We start from the raw sequence: 23,037 nt of genomic DNA on the forward strand, positions 1-23,037 counted from the left end.
CTCATGCTTACCCATGGCCTGGCCTGATGCCCGTTGATTCACGGGGCGAACGTTGCTGGCGCCGCCGATGGGCGCGGCTCATAGTCGGGCCAAAGCCCTAATAAAGAGACTGGCCATGACCAAGACTCTCCATCACCGTGCCTGCCACCTGTGCGAAGCCATCTGCGGCCTGACCCTGGAAACCACCACCTCGGATGATGGCAGTATTGCCATCACATCGATCAAGGGTGATGCACAGGACACCTTCAGCCGCGGCCATATCTGCCCCAAGGCCGTGGCCCTACAGGATATTCAGAACGATCCCGATCGCCTGCACCAACCCATGTTGCGGGTGGGCAGCGAATGGCAGCCGATCCCCTGGGACGAGGCCTTCGCCCTGGTGGCCGAACGGCTGGCGGGGATCCAGGCACGGCATGGGCACAATGCGGTGGCGGTGTATCAGGGCAACCCCAGCGTGCATAACTATGGCTTGATGACCCATAGCAATTACTTCCTCGGGCAGTTGAAGACGCGCAACCGCTTCTCTGCGACATCGGTAGACCAGTTGCCCCATCACCTTTCCAGCCACCTGATGTACGGCCATGGCCTGTTGCTGCCCATCCCGGATATCGACCAGACCGACTTCATGCTGATCCTTGGCGGCAATCCACTGGCCTCCAATGGCAGCATCATGACCGTGCCGGACGTGGAGAAACGCCTGAAGGCCATTCAGGCACGTGGCGGCAAAGTGGTGGTGGTCGACCCCCGGCGCAGTGAGACGGCGGCCATGGCCGACCAGCATCTGTTTGTGCGCCCCGGTGGCGATGCGGCGTTGCTGTTTGGGTTACTCAACACATTGTTCAACGAGCACCTGACCCGCGACAGCCACTTGCCGGTGGATGGCTTGGACGAGGTGCGCCGCGCTGTCGCGGGCTTTACCGCCGAGGCCATGAGCGCGCAATGCGCGGTGCCGGCCGAGCAGATTCGCCAGTTGGCGCGGGATTTTGCGGCGGCAGACAAGGCCGTCTGTTACGGGCGCATGGGGGTGTCGACCCAGGCGTTCGGTACCTTGTGCCACTGGCTGGTGCAGTTGATCAACCTGGTTACCGGCAATCTGGACCGGGTCGGCGGTGCCTTGTGCACTGAGCCTGCGGTAGACCTGGTGGCGGCCACGTCCGGCGGGCACTTCAATCGTTGGCAGAGCCGGGTGTCCGGGCGTCCCGAGTACAGTGGCGAGTTGCCGGTGTCGGCCCTGGCCGAAGAAATGCTCACCGAGGGCGAAGGACAAATCCGCGCACTGGTGACAGTGGCTGGCAATCCGGTGCTGTCCACGCCCAATGGGCGGCAACTCGAGCAGGCGCTGGACGGCCTGGAGTTCATGGTCAGTGTCGATCTGTATATCAACGAGACCACACGCTATGCCGACCTGATCCTGCCATCGACCTCGGCCCTGGAAAACGATCACTACGACACCACCTTCAACATGTTTGCAGTGCGCAACGTCACGCGCTTCAACCGGGCGATTCTGCCCAAGCCCGAGGGTGCACTGCACGACTGGGAGATTTTCGTCGGCCTGGCCCAAGCGTTTGCGGCCCGCACCGGCAACCCGCTCAAGCCGACCCTGGCGCCGGCGCAGATGATTGACCTGGGCCTGCGGGCGGGAGCCTATGGCGACGCCTCCACGCACAAGTTGTCAGTGGCGATGTTGGCCGAGCATCCCCACGGCCTGGACCTGGGGCCGCTGAAGGCCAACCTGGCCGCGCGCTTGAAAACCGCCAATGGTCGGGTGCAGGCGGCGCCAGCAGTGATCCTCGCGGACCTGGCGCGGTTTGCCGCATTGCCGTTGCCCAAGGTCGATGAGTTGCTGTTGATCGGCCGCCGGCACGTACGCAGCAATAATTCATGGATGCATAACTATCACCGGCTGGTGAAGGGCAAGCCGCGGCACCAGTTGCTGATGCACCCGGATGACTTAGCCAATCGCCAGCTCAGTGACGGGCAGCGTGTGCGGGTCAGTTCGCGGATCGGCATGATCGAGGTGCAAGTGCTGGCCAGCCTGGAGATGATGCCCGGCGTGGTCAGCCTGCCCCACGGTTGGGGTCATGATCGGCCGGGCGTGCACATGAACATTGCCAGCGCGCAGCCGGGGGCCAGCGCCAACGACCTGACGGATGAGCGGCAGTTGGATGAGTTGTCGGGCAACGCGGCATTGAATGGCGTGCCGGTGCAGGTCGCGGCGGCGTGACGCAGTGAGTCTGTCGGGGAGCTCGAGCACCACGCTGGGATTTTGCGTTACAATGCGCCACCGTGCCGACCTGTGAGTCGCAAAGTTCCAGCCGAGGTGTTCCATGGATATCATCGAAACGATTAAAGAGCAGATTGCTAACAACACCATTCTGCTTTACATGAAGGGCGCGCCGAATGCCCCGCAGTGCGGCTTCTCCGCGAAGGCCTCCCAGGCTGTCATGCAGTGTGGCGAAAAGTTCGCTTACGTCGATATCCTGCAAAACCCGGAAATCCGCGCCAATCTGCCCAAGTACGCCAACTGGCCTACTTTCCCACAACTGTGGGTGGCCGGTGAGCTGGTCGGCGGTAGCGACATCATCACCGAAATGGCGGCTGATGGTTCGTTGCAAGCGCTGATCAAGGATGCTGCTGAAAAAGCGGCGGCCAAGACCGAAGCGTAATCGGCGCGCAATAAAAAGCCCCGCTTCTCATTCGAGAGCGGGGCTTTTTTGTGCCTGATGTTTACCGGCAGGCGATGGGTTATTCACCCATTTGCGATTGCAGGTAGTTCTCCAGGGTCACTTTGTCGATCAGGCCAACTTGGGTTTCCAGCCAGTCGATATGTTCTTCCTGGTCTTCGAGGATATCTTCCAGCAGTTCGCGGCTGCCGAAGTCGCCCTTGGTTTCGCAATGGGCGATGGCGGCCTTGAGGTCGGCATGGCTCTTGCGCTCGAAGCCCAGGTCGCTGTTGAGCATTTCCAGGGTGTGCTCGCCGATGTTCAGCTTGCCCAGGTCCTGGACGTTCGGCAGGCCTTCGAGGAACAGGATGCGCTTGATCAGCGCGTCTGCGTCCTTCATGGCCTTGATCGATTCCTTGTACTCACGCTTGCCGAGCTTTTCCAGACCCCAATCGTCATACATGCGTGCATGCAGGAAGTACTGATTGATCGCGACCAGTTCATTGGCAAGGATTTTGTTGAGTTGCTGGATGACTGAGATGTCGCCTTTCATGATTGGGGTCCTGCCCTGTGTTCGTTGTATATAGGGCGGAGTTTGAGCTGCGCAATTACTGGTGTCAAACCTAAGTTATTGAATAATAAATGAAAATTAATCGGAATAAGAATGTTTGTGTTCCGCGTCTTGGCCCTAACTATTTGAATTACAGGCATAAAAAAACCGGACACTAAGTCCGGTTCTTTAAAATAGGCTGTTTCAGGCGTGTGTAAATTCTGCCGAGTAGGGGATCGCCGCCTGGGCTACCTGCAGTTTTGTCAGGGTTTCCCGTACCACTTGCTTGGCAAGGCAGGCACATTTGCCACATTGGCTGGCAACGCCGGTGGTTTCACGCACTTCCTTGTAGCTGCAGCAACCTTCATAGATCGCTTCGCGGATTTGTCCGTCGGTGACGCCAGTGCAGAGGCAGACATACATAAGGGAGAACCATCGCGGTTTAAGGCTTAAGTGCGATGGATCTTAATGTTAACGAGAATGATTGTCAAAGTGCTTTCTCAAACCGTTGCCCGCCCTGGCCCCCACACTGACGAACGGCTTTTTTCAGGTATGATGGTCGGTCTTTACGAAGCGTGATCGCGTCGCAGGCCTGTCGTCAATTCGCGGCAGACTCAAGGGCGGTCCATTTACTTCAATTACCATCAGGAGATAACCAATGAGCGTACTCGTCGGCAAACAAGCCCCGGATTTCGACGTCCCAGCCGTCCTCGGCAATGGCGAAATCGTTGACAGCTTCAAGCTGTCTGAAGCCATCAAAGGCAAATACGGCCTGGTGTTCTTCTATCCGCTGGACTTCACCTTCGTCTGCCCGTCCGAGCTGATCGCCCTGGATCACCGCATGGACGATTTCAAGGCGCGTAACGTTGAAGTGGTCGCCGTTTCCATCGACTCCCATTTCACCCACAACGCCTGGCGCAACACCGCTATCAATGATGGCGGCATCGGCAAAGTCAAATACACCATGGCTGCCGACATGAAGCACGACATCGCCAAGGCCTACGATGTTGAGTCCGAAGGCGGCGTGGCTTTCCGTGGCGCGTTCCTGATCGACGACAAGGGCGTTGTGCGCTCGCAGATCATCAACGACCTGCCGCTGGGCCGTAACATGGAAGAGCTGATCCGCCTGGTCGACGCTCTGCAATTCCACGAAGAGCACGGCGAAGTCTGCCCAGCCAACTGGAAAAAAGGCGACAAAGGCATGAACGCTTCGCCAGCAGGCGTTGCGGCTTACCTGACCGAGAACGCTGGCAAGCTGTAAGCCAGGTTCGCGGTGAAAAAAAACCGGCCTGAGAGGGCCGGTTTTTTTATGCGTGGGATTTGGCGATTCAATCAGTCGCTGAAATCTTCCCAGCCGCCCATCTGCTTCCAGCGGTTGACGATGCCGCAGAACAGATCGGCAGTCTTCTCGGTGTCGTAGCGAGCTGAGTGGGCCTCGCGACCGTCGAAGTCGATACCGGCTGCCTGGCACGCCTTGGCCAGTACGGTCTGGCCATAAGCCAGGCCAGCCAGGGTGGCGGTGTCAAAGCTGGAGAACGGGTGGAACGGGTTGCGCTTCATGTCCAGGCGCGCCACGGCGGCGTTGAGGAAGCCCAGGTCGAAGCTGCTGTTGTGGCCGACCAGGATCGCGCGTTTGCAGCCGTTGGCCTTCAAGGCCTTGCGTACGCCACGGAAGATATCGGTCAATGCCGCTTCTTCGCTAACGGCCATGCGCAACGGATGGTCGAGCTTGATCCCGGTGAATTCCAGGGCTGCGGCTTCGATGTTGGCGCCTTCAAACGGCTCGACGCGGAAGAAATGGGTGTGTTCTGGATACACAAAGCCCTGTTCGTCCATGCCGATGGTGGTTGCTGCAATTTCCAGCAGCGCATCGGTAGCGCAATTGAAGCCGCCGGTTTCTACGTCGATAACGACAGGCAGATAGCCGCGAAAACGCTCGGCCATCGGATGGCGCGAACCGCCGCCACCGTGTTCCTGTTCGTCGTCGTAATGGTCTTCACTCACTTGTGTTCCTCCAGCAGGCGCCAGCGCAGTGTTTCACCGGCGCGCAGCGGGATAACGGTCAGCTCGCCAAATGGCAGGCTGGTGGGGGCGCTCCAGTCTTCACGGACCAGGGTAATACGGTCGGTATTCGCCGGCAGGCCGTAGAAACGCGGGCCATTGAGGCTGGCGAAAGCCTCGAGTTTGTCCAGGGCGTTACGCGCCTCGAAGGCCTCGGCGTACAGCTCGATCGCCGCATAAGCGGTGTAGCAGCCGGCACAGCCGCAGGCCGCTTCCTTGGCGTGCTGGGCGTGGGGCGCCGAGTCGGTGCCGAGGAAGAACTTCGCACTGCCACTGGTAGCCGCATCGAGCAACGCCACCTGGTGGGTGTTGCGCTTGAGGATCGGCAGGCAATAGAAGTGCGGCCGGATCCCGCCCACCAGCATGTGGTTGCGGTTGTACAGCAGGTGATGCGCGGTGATGGTCGCGCCGACGTTGGCCGACGCCTCGGTGACGAACTGCACGGCGTCTGCGGTGGTGATGTGCTCGAACACCACCTTGAGGGTCGGGAACAGCTCGACCACACGGCGCATGTGTTCGTCGATGAAGATCTTCTCGCGATCGAACACATCGACATCGCCACGGGTGACTTCACCGTGGATCAGCAGCGGCATGCCCACTTCGGCCATGGCTTCGATGGCGGGCAGGATCTTGTCGATACTGGTCACGCCGGAGTCGGAGTTGGTCGTGGCGCCGGCCGGATACAGCTTGGCAGCGTGTACGAAACCGCTGGCCTTGGCCTCGCGGATTTCGGCGGGCTGGGTGCGGTCGGTCAGGTAGAGCACCATCAACGGTTCGAAGCGGCTGCCGGCCGGCCGCGCAGCGAGGATGCGCTGGCGATAGGCGTCGGCTTCTGCGGCATTGCGCACCGGAGGTACCAGGTTAGGCATGATGATGGCGCGGCCAAACGTGCGCGCAACATCGGCCACGGTTTGGGGCAACGCAGCACCATCGCGAAGATGAATATGCCAGTCGTCGGGACGCAGCAGGGTCAGGCGGTCGGACATTGGGGATTCCAGGCGGGTCAATCTGGTGGGAATGCTACCGGAAAAGACTCTTGCAGGCACTCGCTATCAAGTTTTGCAGGACGCGACCGATATCCCTGGGTATGCCTTAACGATGTATGACGCCTTGTTGTGTTGTAGAAACCAGTGGAGCCGCCCGTGCGCCAGCAATATCTAGCCCTGCTCAGCGTGTTCGCCAGCCTGCCTGCGATGGCCCTGACGTTCCAGACGCGCCTGGAAAATATTGAGTGGAAGGTGGAAGGCGACAAGTTCGAGTGCCGCTTGAGCCAGCCGATTGCCGATTTTGGTTCGGGTGAGTTCGTGCGCCGGGCCGGCGAGCAGGCGACATTTCGTTTGAAAGCCTACAACGGTGCGTTGGGCGTCGGCTCTGCAACACTATTGGCGGCGGCCGCGCCGTGGCAGCCTGGGCGCGGTGATATCAACCTCGGCGCCGTGCGGGCCGGCAGTGGTGATGTGCTGTTCAACAGTTCCCAGGCCCAGGCCGGGCGCCTGTTCAATGGCTTGCTCGATGGCCGCAGCCCGACCGTGCGCCACTATTCGCGGGATGGCGGTTATTCGGAGATCCGCCTGCTGCCGGTACGCTTTAACAAGGCCTACAGCGACTACCAGTTGTGTACCGCGAAGTTGCTGCCGATGAACTTCGAGCAGGTCAAGCAGGCTGAAGTCGGCTTTCCGGGCGGCGGCATCGACCTGGACCCAGCCGCCAAGGCCAAGTTGATGGTGATGCTTGAGTTCATCAAGGCCGACCCTACGGTCAACCATATCGAGCTGGACGGCCACTCGGACAACAGCGGCAACCGCCTGACCAATCGTGACCTGTCCCGACGCCGAGGCTTGGCCGTGATGGACTTCTTCAAGGCCAACGGCATCCCCGAGTCGCAGATCGTGCTGCGTTTCCACGGTGAACGTTATCCACTGGTACCCAATACCAATCCTGCCAACCGGGCGAAGAATCGACGGGTGAATATCCACCTCGACCGCGTGCCCGCCCCAGAAAAGCCGGCGCCTCAGGCTGCGGGTCCGGCGAACGCAGCAGCGACCTCTTAGGTGCGGCCATTCGTCGCTCGCCCGACATAATCTGTCGCTTTATCTTCATTTGCTGTCGCGCCCCTGTAATTTCACGGTTTTGATCGGTAGAATCGACGCCTTTCCGTAAAACCCCGTGGAGTGATGGCATGGCCGACGTAAACAAGGTCGTTCTCGCGTATTCCGGCGGCCTGGACACTTCGGTGATCCTCAAGTGGCTGCAGGATACTTATAACTGTGAAGTGGTGACCTTTACCGCTGACCTGGGTCAGGGCGAAGAGGTCGAACCTGCACGAGCCAAGGCGCAAGCCATGGGCGTCAAAGAGATCTACATTGACGACCTGCGCGAAGAATTCGTCCGCGATTTCGTTTTCCCGATGTTTCGCGCCAACACCGTCTACGAAGGCGAGTACCTGCTGGGTACTTCCATCGCACGTCCTCTGATCGCCAAGCGCCTGATCGAAATTGCCAATGAAACCGGCGCAGACGCCATTTCCCATGGTGCCACCGGCAAGGGCAACGACCAGGTGCGTTTCGAACTGGGCGCCTATGCCTTGAAGCCAGGCGTGAAAGTGATTGCTCCTTGGCGTGAGTGGGACCTGCTGTCCCGTGAAAAGCTGATGGATTACGCTGAAAAGCACGCCATCCCGATCGAGCGCCACGGCAAGAAAAAGTCCCCGTACTCGATGGATGCCAACCTCCTGCACATCTCCTATGAAGGCGGCGTGCTGGAAGACACCTGGACCGAGCACGAAGAAGACATGTGGAAATGGACCGTCTCTCCGGAGAACGCTCCTGACAAGCCGCAATACCTGGAACTGACCTACCGCAACGGCGACATCGTTGCGCTGGACGGTGTCGAAATGACTCCGGCCACCGTACTGGCGACCCTGAACCGTATCGGTGGCGAGCACGGTATCGGCCGTCTGGATATCGTCGAAAACCGCTACGTGGGCATGAAGTCCCGTGGCTGCTACGAAACCCCGGGTGGCACCATCATGCTGCGCGCGCACCGCGCCATCGAGTCCATCACCTTGGACCGTGAAGTGGCTCACCTCAAGGACGAGCTGATGCCCAAGTACGCCAGCCTGATCTACACCGGCTACTGGTGGAGCCCTGAGCGCCTGATGCTGCAACAGATGATCGACGCGTCCCAGGTCCATGTGAACGGCGTTGTGCGCCTGAAGCTGTACAAGGGCAACGTGATTGTCACCGGTCGCAAGTCCGATGAGTCGCTGTTCGACGCCAACATCGCGACCTTTGAAGAAGATGGCGGCGCCTACAACCAGGCCGACGCCGCTGGCTTCATCAAGCTCAACGCTCTGCGCATGCGCATTGCGGCCAACAAGGGCCGCAAGTTGTTCTGATGTCGTCCAGGCTGGATAAAAAGTGGTCCCTCGAATGAGGGGCCATTTTTTTTGACTGTAATTTTGGGCGTCGTTGTTTAATTATGTTTAATATTTTTTCTGATGTTGAGGGTGTTGCTGTTTATTATGGGTTGCTTGTGATTTTTGTATCTGGAAGTTGGTAGATTAACCGTATGTGAGTATTTATGTTTAAATTCATTCGGTTAATTAGTAGGACGGATCAGATATCTGGTTTTATCTTAGGAATTATCTGTCAGATGGTTCGGTACATGGTTAGTGGTGAATTTTTCCATGGAACTTTTCCGAGAGGTGTTTTTCTGTAATGGTCCCTGCCGGTACAACCCTGGCAAGGGGCATTTCCTGAAAGTGGCGTGCGTCGTGTTTACTTTTGCTGGTTCGGCAGGCGTTTTTTTGCTCAAAATATGTTTGCTCACGGAAAGTTCTGAAAGGCCAAACAATAACCCACACATCCATATAGGCGTTTTTTTGTAGGCCTATTCTCATAACTTTGTGGGTTGGGTCTCTGCTTGTCGTTACTTGGGGGGGAGTGCTATGCCAAGGAGGAAACGACTAGGCTATTGTGCTGGTTCTGAATAATTCGAACAGCGAAATTGGACTTGCCCATGAATAAAGTGCTGATCGTGGATGATCATCCCGTCATTCGCCTTGCTGTACGCATGCTAATGGAACGTCATGGTTATGAGGTCGTTGCAGAGACCGATAACGGAGTCGACGCGTTGCAACTAGCGCGGGAGCATATGCCGGATATTGTCATCCTGGATATTGGAATCCCCAAACTTGACGGTTTGGAAGTTATTTGTCGCCTGTCTTCCACCAAGCAGGCGCAACCCTTCAAGGTATTAGTGTTGACGTCGCAGGCGCCGGGCCACTTCTCCATGCGCTGCATGCACGCGGGCGCGGCTGGCTACGTGTGCAAGCAACAGGATCTGACCGAGTTGCTGAGCGCGATCAAGGCGGTGCTGTCCGGCTACAGCTACTTTCCCAACCAGGCACTCAACTCGGTGCGTTCCAGCCAGGGTAATACCTGCGAAGCCGACATGGTCGAGCGGCTTTCAGGCCGGGAGATGATGGTGCTGCAGCAACTGGCCCAGGGGAAGACCAACAAAGAGATCGCTGATGGCATGTTCCTCAGCAACAAGACTGTGAGCACGTACAAGACGCGCTTGCTGCTCAAGCTCAACGCCCGGTCCCTGGTGGACCTGATCGAGCTTGCCCAGCGTAACGGCCTGGTTTAAGAAGCAGGGAGCAACAGGCAGAAAAAAGCCTCCATGGCGGAGGCTTCTGTGTGATCGTTTGGCTAGAGATCGAAATCGTAATCGGCCAACTGTTTTTGCAAGCGTCGCTCTTCCAGAAGGTTGTCGATGGTGCGGCGTTTGCTCAAATTGGTCTTGGCAACTTCTACAGGCGCCTCGGCTGCCTCGTCCGTGTCTGCGGCCACAAAGTCTTCTTCTACATCCAGTTGTTCTTTGCCAGTGCTCATAAGGTTAACTCCAGGCTAAGACTGCCGTTGGCGCTCCTTATATCGACAATCGTGCACCGGGTAAAAAAGATTTTTTCAATCGACTGATCAATAAAACCAATGATTGCTCAATCGTCCGACGTCTTTTCCTTGTATTCGCACAAGTCTTCGATGCGGCAGCTGCCACAGCGCGGCTTGCGGGCCTGACACACATACCGACCGTGCAGGATCAGCCAGTGGTGGGAGTCGAGCAGGTAAGGCTTTGGCACAAACTTCATCAATTGCTTTTCGACCTCCACCACATTCTTGCCCGGCGCGATTCCCGTGCGATTGCTGACACGGAAAATATGGGTGTCCACCGCCATGGTCAATTGGCGAAACGCCGTATTGAGCACCACATTGGCCGTCTTGCGGCCTACGCCGGGCAGGGCTTCAAGTGCTTCGCGGGTCTCTGGCACTTCACCGTTATGCAACTCGACCAGTAGTCGGCAGGTTTCAATGACGTTTTTCGCCTTGCTGTTGTACAGGCCAATGGTCTTGATGTACTGCGACAATCCTTCGACTCCCAGGGCGTGGATAGCAGCCGGGGTGTTGGCCACGGGAAACAGCTTGGCCGTGGCCTTGTTGACGCCCACATCCGTCGATTGCGCAGACAGGATCACGGCAATCAGCAACTCGAACGGCGATGAGTAGGCCAGTTCGGTCTTGGGCTCGGGGTTGTCCTCGTGAAACCGACGAAAGATCTCCAGGCGTTTTGCGGCGTTCATTGGGCGAGCGGTTCCTTCAATGTGGTGTGTGGCGTTGGGTCCAGGCCTGCCACCCGGCGAGCAGCAACCCGAGCAGGATAAACTCTGTGGGGGCGAGGGTGGCGATGCTACTGCCGAGTAACAAGCGCGAGAGGGTGATTGCAGCCAGTAGCCCGGTTACTAGCGCGAACAGTTTAAGTTGTGCCCTGCGCTGGTGGGCGGCGAACAGGCCTTCGTGCTCAAGCAGCACGCATTGCAGGCCGATCAAGGCCAGGTATGCCCCCAGGCCCGTAGACGGGGCAAAGGCCACTGCCTGCGCCACTAGGTTGGCGCAACTGACCCAGGTGGTGGCCAGTAATACATTGGCCATCAGCTGCCACTGGCCACTGAGGCGATTGCGCACCCAGCCGCAGCTCCAGCCATGGAGCATCATGATCAGCGTCCACATAACCCAGAACGTTGCAGCACTCGCCGGCGTGTCACTGACACCCAGCAGCGCCGGTAGCAGCAACAGGTTGCCGAGGACCAATGGCTTAGTCATGGTCGGTGCGCTCCAGCAGGGCCTGGCGGTGCTCGTCAAAATACCGCAGGGCATCGTGGATCGCGTTGATCACGGCGCGGGACGTGATGGTCGCACCGGCCATTTGGTCGAACTGGCCGCTGTCTTTCTTCAGCGCCCAAGCCTGTGGATTTTCCTGCGACAGCCCCTTGAATGAGGCAAGCCAGGGATTGCCGGGTTCGCCGATATGCCCGCCCAGCGTGGGCGTTTCCGTGTGTGCCAGGGTCTTGACCCCGAGCAGCTTGGCGTTGCGGTCGATGGCAATTAGCAATTGGATGCGGCCACCATAACCCTCGACCTGGGAGCGCAGCACCACGGAGCTGGGTTTGCCGGCCAAGGTCGCGAGGTAAGCTCCCAGCAGTTGGCTGTTGTCCAGCATTGCCGAAGTAACGTCCAAGGGGCGTTCCAGCGGTTGATTGTCATAACTGCCAGCAGGCAGTACATCCAGCAACGCCCGGCTTTGCATTTCACGCTGCTGCGCGGCAATGGGCTTGGCGGTCAGCTGTTGCAGGCCAAGGGTCAGGCCTACCGCGCCGGCGGCGATCAAAAGCACGCTCAAGGCTTGCGAGGTGCGCTTCATGCTTCCACCGCCTGCGGCCGCGTCCAGCGCTCCAGTGCCGGCACTGCCAGGTTCATCATCAGCACCGCGAACGCCACGCCATCCGGGTAGCTGCCCCAGGTGCGGACCAGATAGGTCAGCAATCCCACGCCCACCCCAAACAACAAGCGCGCCCGCGCACTTTTTGCACCCGACACCGGCTCGGTGACGATAAAGAAGGCCCCGAGCATAGTGGCTCCGGTCAGCAGGTGAAACAGCGGCGAGCCATGGGAGTCCGAACCCGATCCGTTCCAGCACAGCAGGCTGATGACAAACAGGCTGGCGAGCATGCCCACCGGCGCATGCCAGCTGAAGACCCGTTGCTGCAGTAAATAGAGGCCGCCAGCGAGAAATGCCAGGTTCACCCACTCAGTGCCTTTACCTGCGAGCTGGCCGAAAGCCGGGTGGCGGGCAAACAGCTCGTCGACAGTCAGGCTGTTATTGATGCGCAAGGCATCCAACGCCGTGGCCCGGGCCCAGGCATCGGCGGTCTCGCCGTGCAGGCCGAACACTTGTTGCAGACCGGCCAACAGGTCCAGCCCGTGGGACGCCGGCCAATGGGTCATTGGCTGGGGAAAGGCCAGCAGCATCAACGCATAACCGAGCATGGCCGGGTTGAAGGGGTTTTGCTTGCCGCCATACAGGTGTTTGCCCAACAGCAAGCCACCGCTGACAGCGCCCAGGCATAACCACCACGGGCAATAAGGTGGTAGCGCCAAGGCCAGCAACACCGCGCTGACCAGGCCGCCCAAGTCGCGGGAATCATGGCCGCGCACTTGGCGCACACCGGCTTCGACGGCCCATGCACAGCTGCCGGCCAGCAACAGATTGATCAGCACGCCCCAGCCATACAGCCAGAACAGCACCAGCACGCCGGGCGTTGTGGCCAGCAATAATCGCTGCATGGCGTGTTGCTGGCGATCAACCACCTCAGGCGCTGACATGACTATCTACTTGCCGTTGGGCTTCATCCACGCGCAGCCTGGCATCCGTCAGCTCGGCGGCACTGCTGGTGGGCTGGCGCTCAAGTTTGCTCAGGTCGGCGCGGGCATAGGCCAGGGCGGTCTTCAACTGGCGCAGGTGGCGGTCGATGGGCCGTTTCTCGATACGTTGCAGGTCCGGCCGGGGCTGCTCGGATTTTTCTTCGGCTGCGTGCAACGCCTGTTCGGCGGCGGCCAGGGCTGCGCCGAGTGTGGTCAGTTGCTCTGCATCGGCCAGTGCGTCCTGGGCCTTTTTCAGCTCGGCGCGACGCATGGCCAGCTGGATTTTTGCGCGCTTGAGCTCAGGGTCTTTACTGGTCTGGGGGGGCGCCACTGTGGGGGCGTTCGCTGCGAGGGCGGTCAATGCCTGTTCGGCGGACTCAAACTGCTGCTGCAGGATGATCAACTGCGACTGCTGCTCAAAGGTCGGCGGATGGCCAAAGGCTTTCAGGGATTTGTGCAGTTGCGCCCGGCTCATTGCCAGGTTGACCTTGGCTTTTTTTAACGCTGTGTCGATCTCTGCGGCTTTTTGTGCGCGCATGCGTTCGATGGCGGCCTGCAATGGGTCGCTATTGACCTGCTCGATGGGGGCCGGGCGTTTGCTGCGGGCCAGGCGCTCCGCCAGCTTGTGTTCTTCCTCGCGTTGCAGCCTTGCGTTGCGTTGCTCGAAGCGACGGCGGGCGCGATCACGCTTGATCCCGCGCGCCTGGCGCTCCTCGGCAGTATTCGCGTAGCCCGCGACAATCGGCAGCACCGCGGCCAGGGGCAGCGGCAGCATGTCGATGCAGTCCACCGGGCAAGGCGCTACGCACAAGTCGCAGCCGGTGCATTCATCCACGATCACGGTATGCATCAGCTTGGCCGCGCCGACAATCGCATCCACCGGGCAGGCCTGGATGCACTTGGTGCAGCCGATGCACTCGGCCTCGCGGATAAAGGCGATCTGCGCCGGGGCTTCACCACGGGAACTGTCCAGCTCCAGCGGTACCAGGTTCAACAACTGCGCCAGTTCGGCAATGGTTTCGGGGCCGCCCGGCGGGCACTTGTTGATGGCCTCGCCCTGGGCGATGCCTTCGGCGTAGGGCCTGCAACCGGGGTGCCCGCATTTGCCGCATTGGGTTTGGGGCAGCAGGGCGTCGATACGTTGAATCAGGCTCATGGTTTGATCATTGCGTTTAAGCCCAGGAATGCCACGGCCATCAGCCCGGCACTGAGCAGGTCCACGGGCAAGCCTTTGAAGGGCTGGGGGATATCGTTTTCATCTATTCGCTGGCGCAAATCGCTGAACAGGCTGAAGGTCAGCCAGAACGCCGGGCCGATGCCCAGGCTGTAGATCAGTTGGCTGGCGTGGCCCGGGCCCAGGAGTACCCCGCTGAGCACGCCGGCGTTAGCCAGCAGTGGTACCCATAAGCCATCGACGGGCAGGGCGGGCACGTGGCGCGAAAGCCCATTCAGCAACGGCTGGCTCAACAGGATTGCCACGGGCACATAGGCAAACAGCCATAACGCGTCCAGCGCCAAGGGTTGCAACACGAAATGAACAAGCAGGTAGCTCGAAACACCCGTCAGCACCATCAACAGCGTGGTCGCCAACCCAAGGGCGTGTACCCGCAGTCGCTCCACCCGGGGATCTCCAGGCAGCGCCAGGCGCAGCAGGTAATGGCTGATCAGGGCGGCGCAGAGAAGGGCGACAAGCAGTTCGGTCATGGTCGAGCCGGTTAAGCAAACAGGGCCTGATTATCCGGCAAGCAGGGAGAGGGTACTAGCGCAAACCGCCCTGTCGCGGCCAATCACCGCGACAGGGCGCTTCGGGTTACTTGATGCGCTGGCCAGGCTTGGCGCCGCTGTCGGGGCTGAGCAGGTAGATTTCTTCACCGCCAGGGCCGGCTGCCATCACCATGCCCTCGGAGATGCCGAACTTCATTTTTCGTGGCTTGAGGTTGGCGATCATCATGGTCAGTCGACCATCGAGCTTGGACGGGTCCGGGTAGGCACTCTTGATCCCGGAGAACACGTTGCGTTGCTCGTCGCCGATATCCAGGGTCAGGCGCAGCAGCTTGTCGGCACCTTCCACGGCTTCGGCCTTGATGATCAGTGCAACCCGCAGGTCCACGGCGGCAAAGGCGTCGAAGTCGATTTCCGGTGACAACGGATCCTTGGCCAGCTCGCCATTGCCGGCCGGGGCGGCTTCGCCGGTGTCGGTCTGGCTAGCGGTCAGGTCTTCCTTGGACGCGTCCGTCATGGCCTGCACCTTGACCGGGTCGATACGGGTCATCAGCGGCTTGAACTCGTTGAGCTGATGGTTGTTGAGCAGGCTGGCGTGGTCATTCCAGGTCAACGGCGCAACGTTGAGGAAGGCCTCGGCGTCAGCGGCCAGCAACGGCAGCACCGGCTTGAGGAAGATCACCAACTGGCGGAACAGGTTGATGCCGGTGGCGCAGATGGCCTGGACTTCATCCTGCTTGCCTTCCTGCTTGTTCAGCGACCACGGCGCTTTGTCGGCGATCCAGGCGTTGGCGCGGTCGGCCAGGCCCATGATCTCGCGCATGGCGCGGGCAAAGTCGCGGGCTTCATAGGCGTCGGCAATGCTTGGCGCGGCTGCCAGGAAGGCATCGGTCAGCTCCGGTGCGGCGTTGACCGGCACCATCACGCCAGCATTGCCCTTGTGGATAAACCCGGCGCAACGGCTGGCGATGTTGACCACCTTGCCCACCAGGTCCGAGTTGACCTTCTGCACGAAGTCTTCCAGGTTCAGGTCCAGGTCGTCGACGCCGCGGCCCAGCTTGGACGCGTAGTAGTAGCGCAGGTACTCCGGCGACAGGTGGTCCAGGTAGGTGCGCGCCTTGATAAAGGTGCCACGGGACTTGGACATTTTCTGGCCATTGACCGTCAGGTAACCGTGTACGGCGATGCCGGTCGGCTTGCGGTAGCCCGAACCTTCGAGCATCGCCGGCCAGAACAGGGCGTGGAAATTGACAATGTCCTTGCCGATGAAGTGGTACAGCTCGGCGGTGGAGTCCTTGCCCCAGAACGCGTCGAAATCCAACTCTGGCGTGCGGTCGCAGAGGTTCTTGAAGCTGGCCATGTAGCCGATCGGCGCGTCCAGCCACACATAGAAGTACTTGCCCGGCTCATCGGGGATCTCGAAGCCGAAATACGGCGCATCGCGGGAGATGTCCCACTGTTGCAGGCCAGCATCCAGCCATTCGGCGATCTTGTTGGCTACGGCGTCCTGCAGGGTGCCGCTGCGGGTCCAGGCTTGCAGCATTTCCTGGAAATCCGGGAGCTTGAAGAAAAAGTGCTGGGAATCCTTGAGCACCGGGGTGGCGCCCGAAATCGCCGACTTCGGATCCTTAAGGTCGGTTGGCGCGTAGGTGGCGCCGCATTTTTCGCAGTTGTCGCCGTACTGGTCTTCGGTGCCGCACTTGGGGCAGGTGCCCTTGATGAAGCGGTCGGCCAGGAACATTTTCTTTTCCGGGTCGAAATACTGGGTGATCGAGCGGGTGGCAATGTGCCCGGCGTCACGCAGCTTGAGGTAGATCTGGCTCGACAGCTCGCGGTTTTCTTCGGCGTGGGTCGAGTGGAAGTTGTCGAAATCCACCAGGAACTCGGCAAAGTCGGCGCTGTGTTCAGCCTGGACGTTGGCGATCAGTTGTTCCGGGGTGATGCCTTCCTTTTCGGCGCGCAACATGATGGCCGAACCGTGGGCGTCGTCCGCGCAGACATAAATGCATTGATTGCCGCGATGCTTCTGGAAGCGCACCCACATATCGGTCTGGATGTACTCAAGCATATGGCCAAGATGGATGGAACCATTGGCATAGGGCAGGGCGCTGGTGACGAGGATCTTGCGTGGCTCGGACATGGGGCTCGGCTACTTGATGAAACGGAGGTCGGCCACTATAAAGCGCCGGGAAATTTATTTCACCCCGTGAGGCTGTTTCAGGGTTTTCCAATGTCGCGAAAGCATGCCCCTCACGCCTCGGAACGGTTAGGATAGCCGCCTGTTTTAGTCTGTCTTTTCCGGGAGTAGCCCATGAGCGCCGTCAATCGCGCAGCGGTGGAAGCCGTTCTTCGCCAGTACACCGACCCCTATCTGAACCAGGACCCGGTCAGCGCCGGCTGTGTCCGGGCCATTGATGTGCAGGGCGACCAGGTTTCGGTCCAGCTTGAACTGGGCTACGCCGCAGGTCTGTTCAAGAGTGGTTGGGCACAGATGCTGCAAATGGCCATTGAAGGCCTGGATGGCGTGCGCTCGGCCAAGGTCGACATCCAATGCGTGATCGCTGCGCACAAGGCCCAGGCGCAGATCCCGGGCCTGGCCAACGTCAAGAACGTGGTGGCCGTGGCATCCGGCAAGGGCGGCGTGGGCAAGTCGACCACGGCGGCCAACCTGGCCCTGGCCCTGGCCCGTGAGGGCGCGCGGGTGGGCATCCTCGACGCCGATATCTATGGCCCCAGCCAAGGTGTGATGTTTGGCATTGCCGAAGGTTCGCGGCCCAAGATCAAGGACCAGAAGTGGTTCGTGCCGATCCAGGCCCATGGCGTGGAAGTGATGTCGATGGCCTTCCTCACCGATGACAACACCCCGATGGTGTGGCGCGGGCCCATGGTATCCGGGGCCTTGATGCAGTTGGTGATGCAGACCGACTGGGGCAACCTGGACTACCTGGTGATCGATATGCCACCAGGCACTGGCGATATCCAGCTGACCCTGGCGCAGAAAGTACCGGTGGCAGGCTCGGTGATCGTCACCACGCCCCAGGACCTGGCGTTACTGGATGCGCGCAAAGGCGTGGAAATGTTCCGCAAGGTCAACATCCCGGTGCTGGGCGTCGTGGAAAACATGGCGGTGCACATCTGCTCCAACTGCGGTCACGCCGAGCATTTGTTCGGTGAAGGCGGCGGCGAAAAGCTTGCCACCCAATATGATGTTGAATTGCTGGCGTCGTTGCCGCTGTCGATGGGCATTCGCGAGCAGGCCGATGGCGGCAGGCCGACGGTAGTTGCCGAACCCGATGGACAGATCGCCATGATCTACCAGGAACTGGCCCGTCACGTCGGGGCGCGGATTGTCTTGCAGGAAGCCAGCACCCAGGCAATGCCGACCATCACTGTCAGCGACGACTGATCGGCCTGAAGGCAGAAAAGCCTCGACCCTGTCGGGGCTTTTTCTTGCCTGGCGTAAACCTTTTGGGAGGTCGGGTGTGCATTTTCCTAATGGGCGTTGTAAGCATTCGCTTACTTTTGGGTAAGTGTTTGGTTTTTTAACCGCGCCGAGACGTCTCGAATTACCTGTGCATATTTATAACTATTTGAAAAGTAAGGTTTATTTATTTCTGTTTGAGGGCCGTGGCAGGTTGTGCTTGCGAATGGATCCCGTTGAACTTGTTCGGGAAGTCTCTAATATCAGCCCTGTGTCCACGGATTGACACAGTCATCAAGGAACGATGACTCAGGGAAGTTCGCAGGATGCGATTCATCAGGACGATGAAAAGGAACACAGGGACTAGGGAAAAAATGTGGGCGGGTCAAACCGCCCCTTTTTTTTGCCCGTAGAAAAGTGAAATCCACCCCGTAGAAATGCGAAAAGGCCCGCAAGGGGCCTTTTAGAGGACATCGACGCGATCAGCGCTCGAGGTCTGCGATCTTGCCTTTTTTGCCATCCCACTCTGCCGCATCCGGCATCGGGTCTTTGCGCTCAGTGATGTTGGGCCAGATTTCCGCCAGCTCGACGTTCAACTGAATAAATTCCTGCATCTCTGCCGGGACTTCATCCTCGGAGAAAATCGCAACGGCCGGGCATTCTGGCTCACACAGGGCGCAGTCAATGCACTCATCCGGGTGGATTACCAGGAAGTTCGGCCCTTCGTAAAAGCAGTCCACCGGACACACTTCTACGCAGTCGGTGTACTTGCACTTGATGCAGTTGTCGGTGACGACGAAGGTCATTTCTAATTTTCTCCTCAGGCGGCGGCAGCGAAACCCCTTGTGGCAGGGCTCGCGAGGTTTGGGAGCGATAGTCTGCAGGCCAGGCTAAAAGCCCGCAGCATCCCAAACCGCGCGAGATTCTATCAGCTTGCAAGCGTCTGCGTTAGACCCGTGTCTTCAGTGCATAGAGCAATTCCAACGCTTTTCGTGGAGTCAAGTCGTCCAGGTCAAGCTTTGCCAACTCATCCAGCACGGGGTGAGGCAGGCTGGCGAACATATCACTCTGCATCGGCACACCCGGTTTACTGGCGGCCTTGGCTGGGCTGGCCACCACGGTTTCGTGGGGCAGGGCGGTGGTTTCCAGGCGGCTGAGGTGCTCGCGGGCGCGCAGGATCACATCGTTCGGCACACCGGCCAACTGGGCCACGGCCAGGCCGTAACTCTGGCTGGCCGGCCCTGGCAGCACGTGGTGCAGGAACACGATGCGTTCGTTGTGCTCGGTGGCATTGAGATGCACGTTGGCCACCAATGGCTCGCTTTCCGGCAGCACGGTCAATTCGAAGTAGTGGGTGGCGAACAGCGTATAGGCCCGCAAGTGTGCCAGGCGCTCGGCGGCCGCCCAGGCCAGCGACAGGCCGTCGAAAGTGCTGGTGCCGCGCCCCACTTCATCCATCAGCACCAGGCTGCGGTCGCTGGCGTTGTGCAGGATATTGGCGGTTTCGCTCATTTCCACCATAAAGGTCGAACGGCCACCGGCCAGGTCATCACTGGAACCGATACGGGTGAAGATGCGGTCCACCAGAGACAACTCGCAACTGGCCGCCGGCACGAAGCTGCCGATATGCGCCAGCAGCACGATCAATGCGGTCTGGCGCATGTAGGTGGATTTACCGCCCATGTTCGGACCGGTGATCACCAGCATGCGCGTATCGTCGTCCAGCGACAGGTCGTTGGCCACGAACGGGGTGGTCAGCACTTGCTCCACCACCGGATGGCGGCCCTGGACAATGCGCATGCACGGCTCGCTGACAAAACGCGGGCAGTTCAGGTCAAGGTTCAGCGCGCGCTCGGCAAGGTTGCTCAATACATCCAGCTCGGCCAGGGCCGCAGCGGTGTCCTGCAACGGCGCGAGCTGGCCGATCAGGTCTTCGAGCAAGGCCTCATAGAGCATTTTTTCCCGGGCCAGGGCGCGGCTCTTGGCCGACAGCGCCTTGTCTTCGAACTCTTTGAGCTCAGGGGTGATAAAGCGCTCGGCACCTTTAAGGGTTTGGCGACGTTGGTAATCAATCGGGGCCTGCTCGGCCTGCTTGCTCGGCAACTCAATAAAGTAGCCGTGCACGCGGTTGTAGCCGACCTTCAGGTTGGCCAGGCCGGTGCGGGCTTTTTCGCGGGCTTCCAGGTCGATCAGGAACTGCCCGGCGTTTTCGCTCAAGGCCTGCAGCTCATCCAGCTCACTGTCGTAACCGGTCTTCAGCACGCCGCCGTCGCGGATGATCGCGGGCGGGTTGTCGATAATGGCTTTTTCCAGCAGCGCAGCCAGTTCCGGGTAAGTGCCGGCCGTGACAGCAAGTTGTTGCAGGTGCGGCGCTTCCAGCTCGGTCATCGCCTGTTGCAGCTCGGGCAGCACACCCAGCGCGTCACGCAGGCGCGCCAGGTCACGCGGGCGGGCATTACGCAGGCCGATCCGCGCGAGAATCCGCTCGATATCGCCAATTTCCTTGAGCTGCGGTTGCAGCTTTTCAAAGCGGTAGCCGTCCAGCAGGCAGGTAATAGAAGACTGGCGCGCCTGCAGCACGGTCAAATCGCGCAGCGGGCGGTTCAGCCAACGGGTCAGCAAACGGCTGCCCATGGCGGTCTGGCAACGGTCGACGACCGACTGCAGGGTATTGTCGCGCCCACCGGCCAGGTTGGTGTCCAGTTCCAGGTTGCGCCGGCTGGCACCATCGAGCACTACCGTGTCGTCCAGGCGCTCATGGCGCAGGCTGCGTAAATGCGGCAGGGCGGTGCGCTGGGTTTCCTTGGCGTAATTGAGCAGGCAACCGGCAGCGCCGATGGCCAGGGTCAGGGTCTCGCAACCAAAACCTTTCAGATCCTGTACGGAGAATTGCTGGCACAGGCTTTTCAGCGCCGAATCGCGCTCAAAATCCCACGGCGCGCGACGCTTGGCCCCACGGCGTTTTTCCGCCGGCAGATCCTTGGGCCAATCATCCGGGATCATCAACTCCACCGGATTGATGCGCTCCAGCTCCGCCAGCAGGTTCTCCCAGCCCTTGATCTCCAGGACGGTGAAATTGCCACTGGTGATATCCAGCACCGCCAGGCCGAACAGCCGCTCATCCCCCAGCACCGCAGCGATCAGGTTGTCGCGCCGCTCATCCAGCAGCGCCTCATCACTCACCGTCCCCGGCGTAATGATCCGCACCACCTGACGCTCCACCGGCCCCTTGCTGGTCGCCGGGTCGCCGATCTGCTCACAGATCACCACCGACTCACCCAGCTTGACCAGCTTGGCCAGGTAACCTTCCAACGAATGATAGGGAATCCCGCACATCGGAATCGCCTGCCCAGCCGACTGCCCGCGCGCGGTCAGGGTGATATCCAGCAACTTGGCGGCCTTCTTCGCGTCCTCATAGAAGATCTCGTAGAAGTCGCCCATGCGATAGAACATCAACTGATCAGGGTGCTGGTTTTTCAGGCGCCAGTACTGCTGCATCATTGGGGTGTGGGAGGACAGATCGGACGTATTTTTACTCATTGGGTAGTAGGCAAATTCGTTGAAAGTGATGGGGCAAAGGGGGCGCTTGGCCCAGCATTTTTTGCGATGGCGGCAAGGTTAACATGTGAGGTTAGTGCTTCGCAGTTCACAAACGGCCAGGTACAACCGCATGCACCATGCACAAAATATGCAAATTAGCATTTGCCAACCCCAAAAACTCCCGTCACTATCCCATTTATGCAAAAACGCAACGTTTCTATCGTCTTAAGAGAGCTGCTCGCTCGCGACGGGATCTCCCCCACGGAGCTTCACCGGCGTACCGGCGTGCCTCAATCCACTCTGTCCCGGATTCTCAGCGGCAAGATCGTTGATCCGTCGGACAAGCACATCTCGCGTATTGCCGATTACTTCCGGGTGAGCACCGACCAGTTGCGCGGGCGCGCGGGGCCGGCGTGGCAGGATGAACGCGATCCGATGCATTCGGAGCTCAAGGATATAAGCCTGTGGGACGACGACACGCCCGTTAATGATGACGAGGTGTCGATCCCCTTTTTGCGCGAGGTTGAATTGGCTGCTGGATCAGGAAGATTCGTCATCGAGGAAAGCGAGAAGGCCAGCCTGCGTTTTGGTAAGCGCAGCCTGCGGCATAACGGTGTGCAGTTCGACCAGGCCAAGTGTGTGACGGTGCGTGGCAACAGCATGCTGCCGGTGTTGCGCGACGGGGCGACGGTGGGGGTGAATGCCGGCAAGAGCGGGATCGGCGATATCGTGGATGGTGACTTGTATGCCATCAATCACAACGGTCAATTGCGGGTCAAACAACTCTATCGCCTGCCGTCGGGGATTCGCTTGCGCAGTTTCAATCGTGACGAGCATCCGGATGAGGACTACAGCTTCCAGGATATCCAGGAGGAGCAGATCAGCATCCTCGGTCACGTTTTCTGGTGGGGCATGTACGCCCGTTAACCTCGCTCCGTAAGAAACAGCCCGCCCACGAGCGGGCTTTTTTTCGTCTGTGCAAAACCGCAAGTGCCCGCTACATAAGGGTTTTATGCGTTAACGCATTTTTGGTGGCGATATAAATGCATTTATGCATTGACTGTATATGCATACATGCATATTCTCCATCTCAAGCCAGCCAACAAGGCCTGGTGGAGGCGGCAAGGATGCTGCCAAGGAAGACAAGGAAGGCACGCAACACTGGCATGGACGCCACCGAGTGATGGCAAGGACGCCAGGCAACACCGGCAAGGATGCCGACGCTCTTTAGTTTCACGGTTTTACAACAGGCAGCGATGAACCGGCCTTGACGGTTCAGAGGGTTGGCAACTGACCCGGGTGTGCAGCGTAAAGCAC

The 23,037-nt window shown here is 59.5% G+C and carries 22 protein-coding genes; 8 read left to right on the top strand and 14 right to left on the bottom strand.

The genetic code is table 11. The annotated features are described in order from the left end of the window. Nucleotides 1-115: 115 nt before the first annotated feature. Both HBO11_RS11715 and grxD read left to right on the top strand, forming a co-directional pair. A complete protein-coding gene (locus HBO11_RS11715; protein WP_169954447.1) occupies nucleotides 116-2,224 on the top strand; it encodes a molybdopterin oxidoreductase family protein in 2,109 nt (702 codons plus the stop codon). A gap of 103 nt (nucleotides 2,225-2,327) precedes the next feature. Further along, nucleotides 2,328-2,666: a Grx4 family monothiol glutaredoxin gene (grxD, locus tag HBO11_RS11720; RefSeq protein ID WP_032858447.1), complete on the top strand. Its 339-nt coding sequence runs from the start codon at nucleotides 2,328-2,330 to the stop codon at nucleotides 2,664-2,666. A 79-nt stretch (nucleotides 2,667-2,745) separates the two neighbouring features. Here the strand turns inward: grxD and bfr are convergent, their stop codons facing one another. Together bfr and HBO11_RS11730 are read right to left on the bottom strand one after the other, a co-directional pair. Further along, complete coding sequence (bfr, locus tag HBO11_RS11725) at nucleotides 2,746-3,216, bottom strand: bacterioferritin (RefSeq protein ID WP_038442996.1); 471 nt, start codon at nucleotides 3,214-3,216, stop codon at nucleotides 2,746-2,748. Nucleotides 3,217-3,417: 201 nt separating this feature from the next. Next, nucleotides 3,418-3,636: a bacterioferritin-associated ferredoxin gene (locus HBO11_RS11730; protein WP_038442994.1), complete on the bottom strand. Its 219-nt coding sequence runs from the start codon at nucleotides 3,634-3,636 to the stop codon at nucleotides 3,418-3,420. A gap of 235 nt (nucleotides 3,637-3,871) precedes the next feature. Here HBO11_RS11730 and HBO11_RS11735 point away from each other — a divergent pair, with 235 nt between their 5' ends. Beyond that, complete coding sequence (locus HBO11_RS11735; RefSeq protein ID WP_032858443.1) at nucleotides 3,872-4,474, top strand: peroxiredoxin; 603 nt, start codon at nucleotides 3,872-3,874, stop codon at nucleotides 4,472-4,474. 71 nt (nucleotides 4,475-4,545) lie between these two features. Here HBO11_RS11735 and rnt read toward each other — a convergent pair whose 3' ends face one another. Continuing rightward, nucleotides 4,546-5,217, bottom strand: a complete 672-nt coding sequence (gene rnt / locus HBO11_RS11740; protein WP_029295237.1) for a ribonuclease T — start codon at nucleotides 5,215-5,217, stop codon at nucleotides 4,546-4,548. After that, the gene (gene pyrC, locus HBO11_RS11745; protein WP_169954446.1) at nucleotides 5,214-6,260 is read right to left on the bottom strand and encodes a dihydroorotase; all 1,047 of its coding nucleotides are present in this window, start codon (nucleotides 6,258-6,260) and stop codon (nucleotides 5,214-5,216) included. The genes rnt and pyrC overlap by 4 nt, the downstream gene beginning before the upstream one ends. 156 nt (nucleotides 6,261-6,416) lie before the next feature. On the opposite strand from pyrC, the gene HBO11_RS11750 reads away from it, so the two are divergent. From HBO11_RS11750 to HBO11_RS11760, 3 genes are all read left to right on the top strand, one after another. After that, on the top strand, nucleotides 6,417-7,325 hold the full coding sequence (locus tag HBO11_RS11750) for an OmpA family protein (protein WP_169954445.1): 909 nt from the start codon (nucleotides 6,417-6,419) through the stop codon (nucleotides 7,323-7,325). Nucleotides 7,326-7,453: 128 nt separating this feature from the next. Beyond that, nucleotides 7,454-8,671 (top strand): argininosuccinate synthase, encoded by a 1,218-nt coding sequence (locus tag HBO11_RS11755; RefSeq protein WP_029295244.1) that lies wholly within the window; start codon nucleotides 7,454-7,456, stop codon nucleotides 8,669-8,671. Nucleotides 8,672-9,294: 623 nt separating this feature from the next. Then, the gene (locus tag HBO11_RS11760; protein WP_169954444.1) at nucleotides 9,295-9,927 is read left to right on the top strand and encodes a response regulator transcription factor; all 633 of its coding nucleotides are present in this window, start codon (nucleotides 9,295-9,297) and stop codon (nucleotides 9,925-9,927) included. A gap of 62 nt (nucleotides 9,928-9,989) precedes the next feature. Here the strand turns inward: HBO11_RS11760 and HBO11_RS11765 are convergent, their stop codons facing one another. The 8 genes from HBO11_RS11765 to metG all read right to left on the bottom strand — a co-directional run bounded on the left by HBO11_RS11765 (nucleotide 9,990) and on the right by metG (nucleotide 16,899). Further along, nucleotides 9,990-10,172, bottom strand: a complete 183-nt coding sequence (locus tag HBO11_RS11765) for a hypothetical protein (RefSeq protein WP_169954443.1) — start codon at nucleotides 10,170-10,172, stop codon at nucleotides 9,990-9,992. A gap of 107 nt (nucleotides 10,173-10,279) precedes the next feature. Beyond that, nucleotides 10,280-10,918, bottom strand: coding sequence for an endonuclease III (nth, locus tag HBO11_RS11770; protein WP_169954442.1), 639 nt, complete (start codon nucleotides 10,916-10,918; stop codon nucleotides 10,280-10,282). A gap of 16 nt (nucleotides 10,919-10,934) precedes the next feature. Then, nucleotides 10,935-11,438: an Rnf-Nqr domain containing protein gene (locus tag HBO11_RS11775; protein WP_169954441.1), complete on the bottom strand. Its 504-nt coding sequence runs from the start codon at nucleotides 11,436-11,438 to the stop codon at nucleotides 10,935-10,937. Further along, nucleotides 11,431-12,036 carry an RnfABCDGE type electron transport complex subunit G gene (locus HBO11_RS11780; protein WP_169954440.1) on the bottom strand — a complete coding sequence of 202 codons (606 nt, stop codon included), beginning with the start codon at nucleotides 12,034-12,036 and terminating at the stop codon, nucleotides 11,431-11,433. The genes HBO11_RS11775 and HBO11_RS11780 overlap by 8 nt, the downstream gene beginning before the upstream one ends. Continuing rightward, on the bottom strand, nucleotides 12,033-12,998 hold the full coding sequence (locus tag HBO11_RS11785; protein WP_169954439.1) for an RnfABCDGE type electron transport complex subunit D: 966 nt from the start codon (nucleotides 12,996-12,998) through the stop codon (nucleotides 12,033-12,035). Before HBO11_RS11785 ends, HBO11_RS11780 begins: the two co-directional genes overlap by 4 nt. Next, nucleotides 12,985-14,193 carry an electron transport complex subunit RsxB gene (rsxB, locus tag HBO11_RS11790; RefSeq protein ID WP_169954438.1) on the bottom strand — a complete coding sequence of 403 codons (1,209 nt, stop codon included), beginning with the start codon at nucleotides 14,191-14,193 and terminating at the stop codon, nucleotides 12,985-12,987. The genes HBO11_RS11785 and rsxB overlap by 14 nt, the downstream gene beginning before the upstream one ends. Then, a complete protein-coding gene (locus HBO11_RS11795; protein ID WP_169954437.1) occupies nucleotides 14,190-14,741 on the bottom strand; it encodes an Rnf-Nqr domain containing protein in 552 nt (183 codons plus the stop codon). The genes rsxB and HBO11_RS11795 overlap by 4 nt, the downstream gene beginning before the upstream one ends. Before the next feature lie 106 nt (nucleotides 14,742-14,847). Next, nucleotides 14,848-16,899: a methionine--tRNA ligase gene (metG, locus tag HBO11_RS11800; protein WP_169954436.1), complete on the bottom strand. Its 2,052-nt coding sequence runs from the start codon at nucleotides 16,897-16,899 to the stop codon at nucleotides 14,848-14,850. A gap of 171 nt (nucleotides 16,900-17,070) precedes the next feature. On the opposite strand from metG, the gene apbC reads away from it, so the two are divergent. Beyond that, entirely contained in the window at nucleotides 17,071-18,165 is a 1,095-nt protein-coding gene (gene apbC, locus HBO11_RS11805) for an iron-sulfur cluster carrier protein ApbC (protein ID WP_169954435.1), read from the top strand. Between the two features lie 497 nt (nucleotides 18,166-18,662). Here apbC and fdxA read toward each other — a convergent pair whose 3' ends face one another. Continuing rightward, nucleotides 18,663-18,986: a ferredoxin FdxA gene (gene fdxA / locus HBO11_RS11810; protein ID WP_003208688.1), complete on the bottom strand. Its 324-nt coding sequence runs from the start codon at nucleotides 18,984-18,986 to the stop codon at nucleotides 18,663-18,665. A gap of 142 nt (nucleotides 18,987-19,128) precedes the next feature. Further along, a complete protein-coding gene (gene mutS, locus HBO11_RS11815; protein ID WP_170041840.1) occupies nucleotides 19,129-21,720 on the bottom strand; it encodes a DNA mismatch repair protein MutS in 2,592 nt (863 codons plus the stop codon). A 198-nt stretch (nucleotides 21,721-21,918) separates the two neighbouring features. Between mutS and HBO11_RS11820 the strand changes: the two genes are divergently transcribed. Continuing rightward, nucleotides 21,919-22,647, top strand: coding sequence for an XRE family transcriptional regulator (locus HBO11_RS11820; protein ID WP_169954574.1), 729 nt, complete (start codon nucleotides 21,919-21,921; stop codon nucleotides 22,645-22,647). Nucleotides 22,648-23,037 lie beyond the last annotated feature (390 nt).

Origin of the sequence: Pseudomonas sp. WS 5010 (genome assembly GCF_012985565.1) — a bacterium.
Lineage (GTDB): Bacteria > Pseudomonadota > Gammaproteobacteria > Pseudomonadales > Pseudomonadaceae > Aquipseudomonas.

Coding starts and splice junctions, on each gene's coding strand:
- HBO11_RS11715 (WP_169954447.1), top strand. CDS start 116: ATGACCAAGACTCTCCATCACCGTGCCTGCCACCTGTGCGAAGCCATC.
- grxD (WP_032858447.1), top strand. CDS start 2,328: ATGGATATCATCGAAACGATTAAAGAGCAGATTGCTAACAACACCATT.
- bfr (WP_038442996.1), bottom strand. CDS start 3,216: ATGAAAGGCGACATCTCAGTCATCCAGCAACTCAACAAAATCCTTGCC.
- HBO11_RS11730 (WP_038442994.1), bottom strand. CDS start 3,636: ATGTATGTCTGCCTCTGCACTGGCGTCACCGACGGACAAATCCGCGAA.
- HBO11_RS11735 (WP_032858443.1), top strand. CDS start 3,872: ATGAGCGTACTCGTCGGCAAACAAGCCCCGGATTTCGACGTCCCAGCC.
- pyrC (WP_169954446.1), bottom strand. CDS start 6,260: ATGTCCGACCGCCTGACCCTGCTGCGTCCCGACGACTGGCATATTCAT.
- HBO11_RS11755 (WP_029295244.1), top strand. CDS start 7,454: ATGGCCGACGTAAACAAGGTCGTTCTCGCGTATTCCGGCGGCCTGGAC.
- HBO11_RS11760 (WP_169954444.1), top strand. CDS start 9,295: ATGAATAAAGTGCTGATCGTGGATGATCATCCCGTCATTCGCCTTGCT.
- HBO11_RS11765 (WP_169954443.1), bottom strand. CDS start 10,172: ATGAGCACTGGCAAAGAACAACTGGATGTAGAAGAAGACTTTGTGGCC.
- nth (WP_169954442.1), bottom strand. CDS start 10,918: ATGAACGCCGCAAAACGCCTGGAGATCTTTCGTCGGTTTCACGAGGAC.
- HBO11_RS11775 (WP_169954441.1), bottom strand. CDS start 11,438: ATGACTAAGCCATTGGTCCTCGGCAACCTGTTGCTGCTACCGGCGCTG.
- HBO11_RS11780 (WP_169954440.1), bottom strand. CDS start 12,036: ATGAAGCGCACCTCGCAAGCCTTGAGCGTGCTTTTGATCGCCGCCGGC.
- HBO11_RS11785 (WP_169954439.1), bottom strand. CDS start 12,998: ATGTCAGCGCCTGAGGTGGTTGATCGCCAGCAACACGCCATGCAGCGA.
- rsxB (WP_169954438.1), bottom strand. CDS start 14,193: ATGAGCCTGATTCAACGTATCGACGCCCTGCTGCCCCAAACCCAATGC.
- HBO11_RS11795 (WP_169954437.1), bottom strand. CDS start 14,741: ATGACCGAACTGCTTGTCGCCCTTCTCTGCGCCGCCCTGATCAGCCAT.
- metG (WP_169954436.1), bottom strand. CDS start 16,899: ATGTCCGAGCCACGCAAGATCCTCGTCACCAGCGCCCTGCCCTATGCC.
- apbC (WP_169954435.1), top strand. CDS start 17,071: ATGAGCGCCGTCAATCGCGCAGCGGTGGAAGCCGTTCTTCGCCAGTAC.
- fdxA (WP_003208688.1), bottom strand. CDS start 18,986: ATGACCTTCGTCGTCACCGACAACTGCATCAAGTGCAAGTACACCGAC.
- mutS (WP_170041840.1), bottom strand. CDS start 21,720: ATGAGTAAAAATACGTCCGATCTGTCCTCCCACACCCCAATGATGCAG.
- HBO11_RS11820 (WP_169954574.1), top strand. CDS start 21,919: ATGCAAAAACGCAACGTTTCTATCGTCTTAAGAGAGCTGCTCGCTCGC.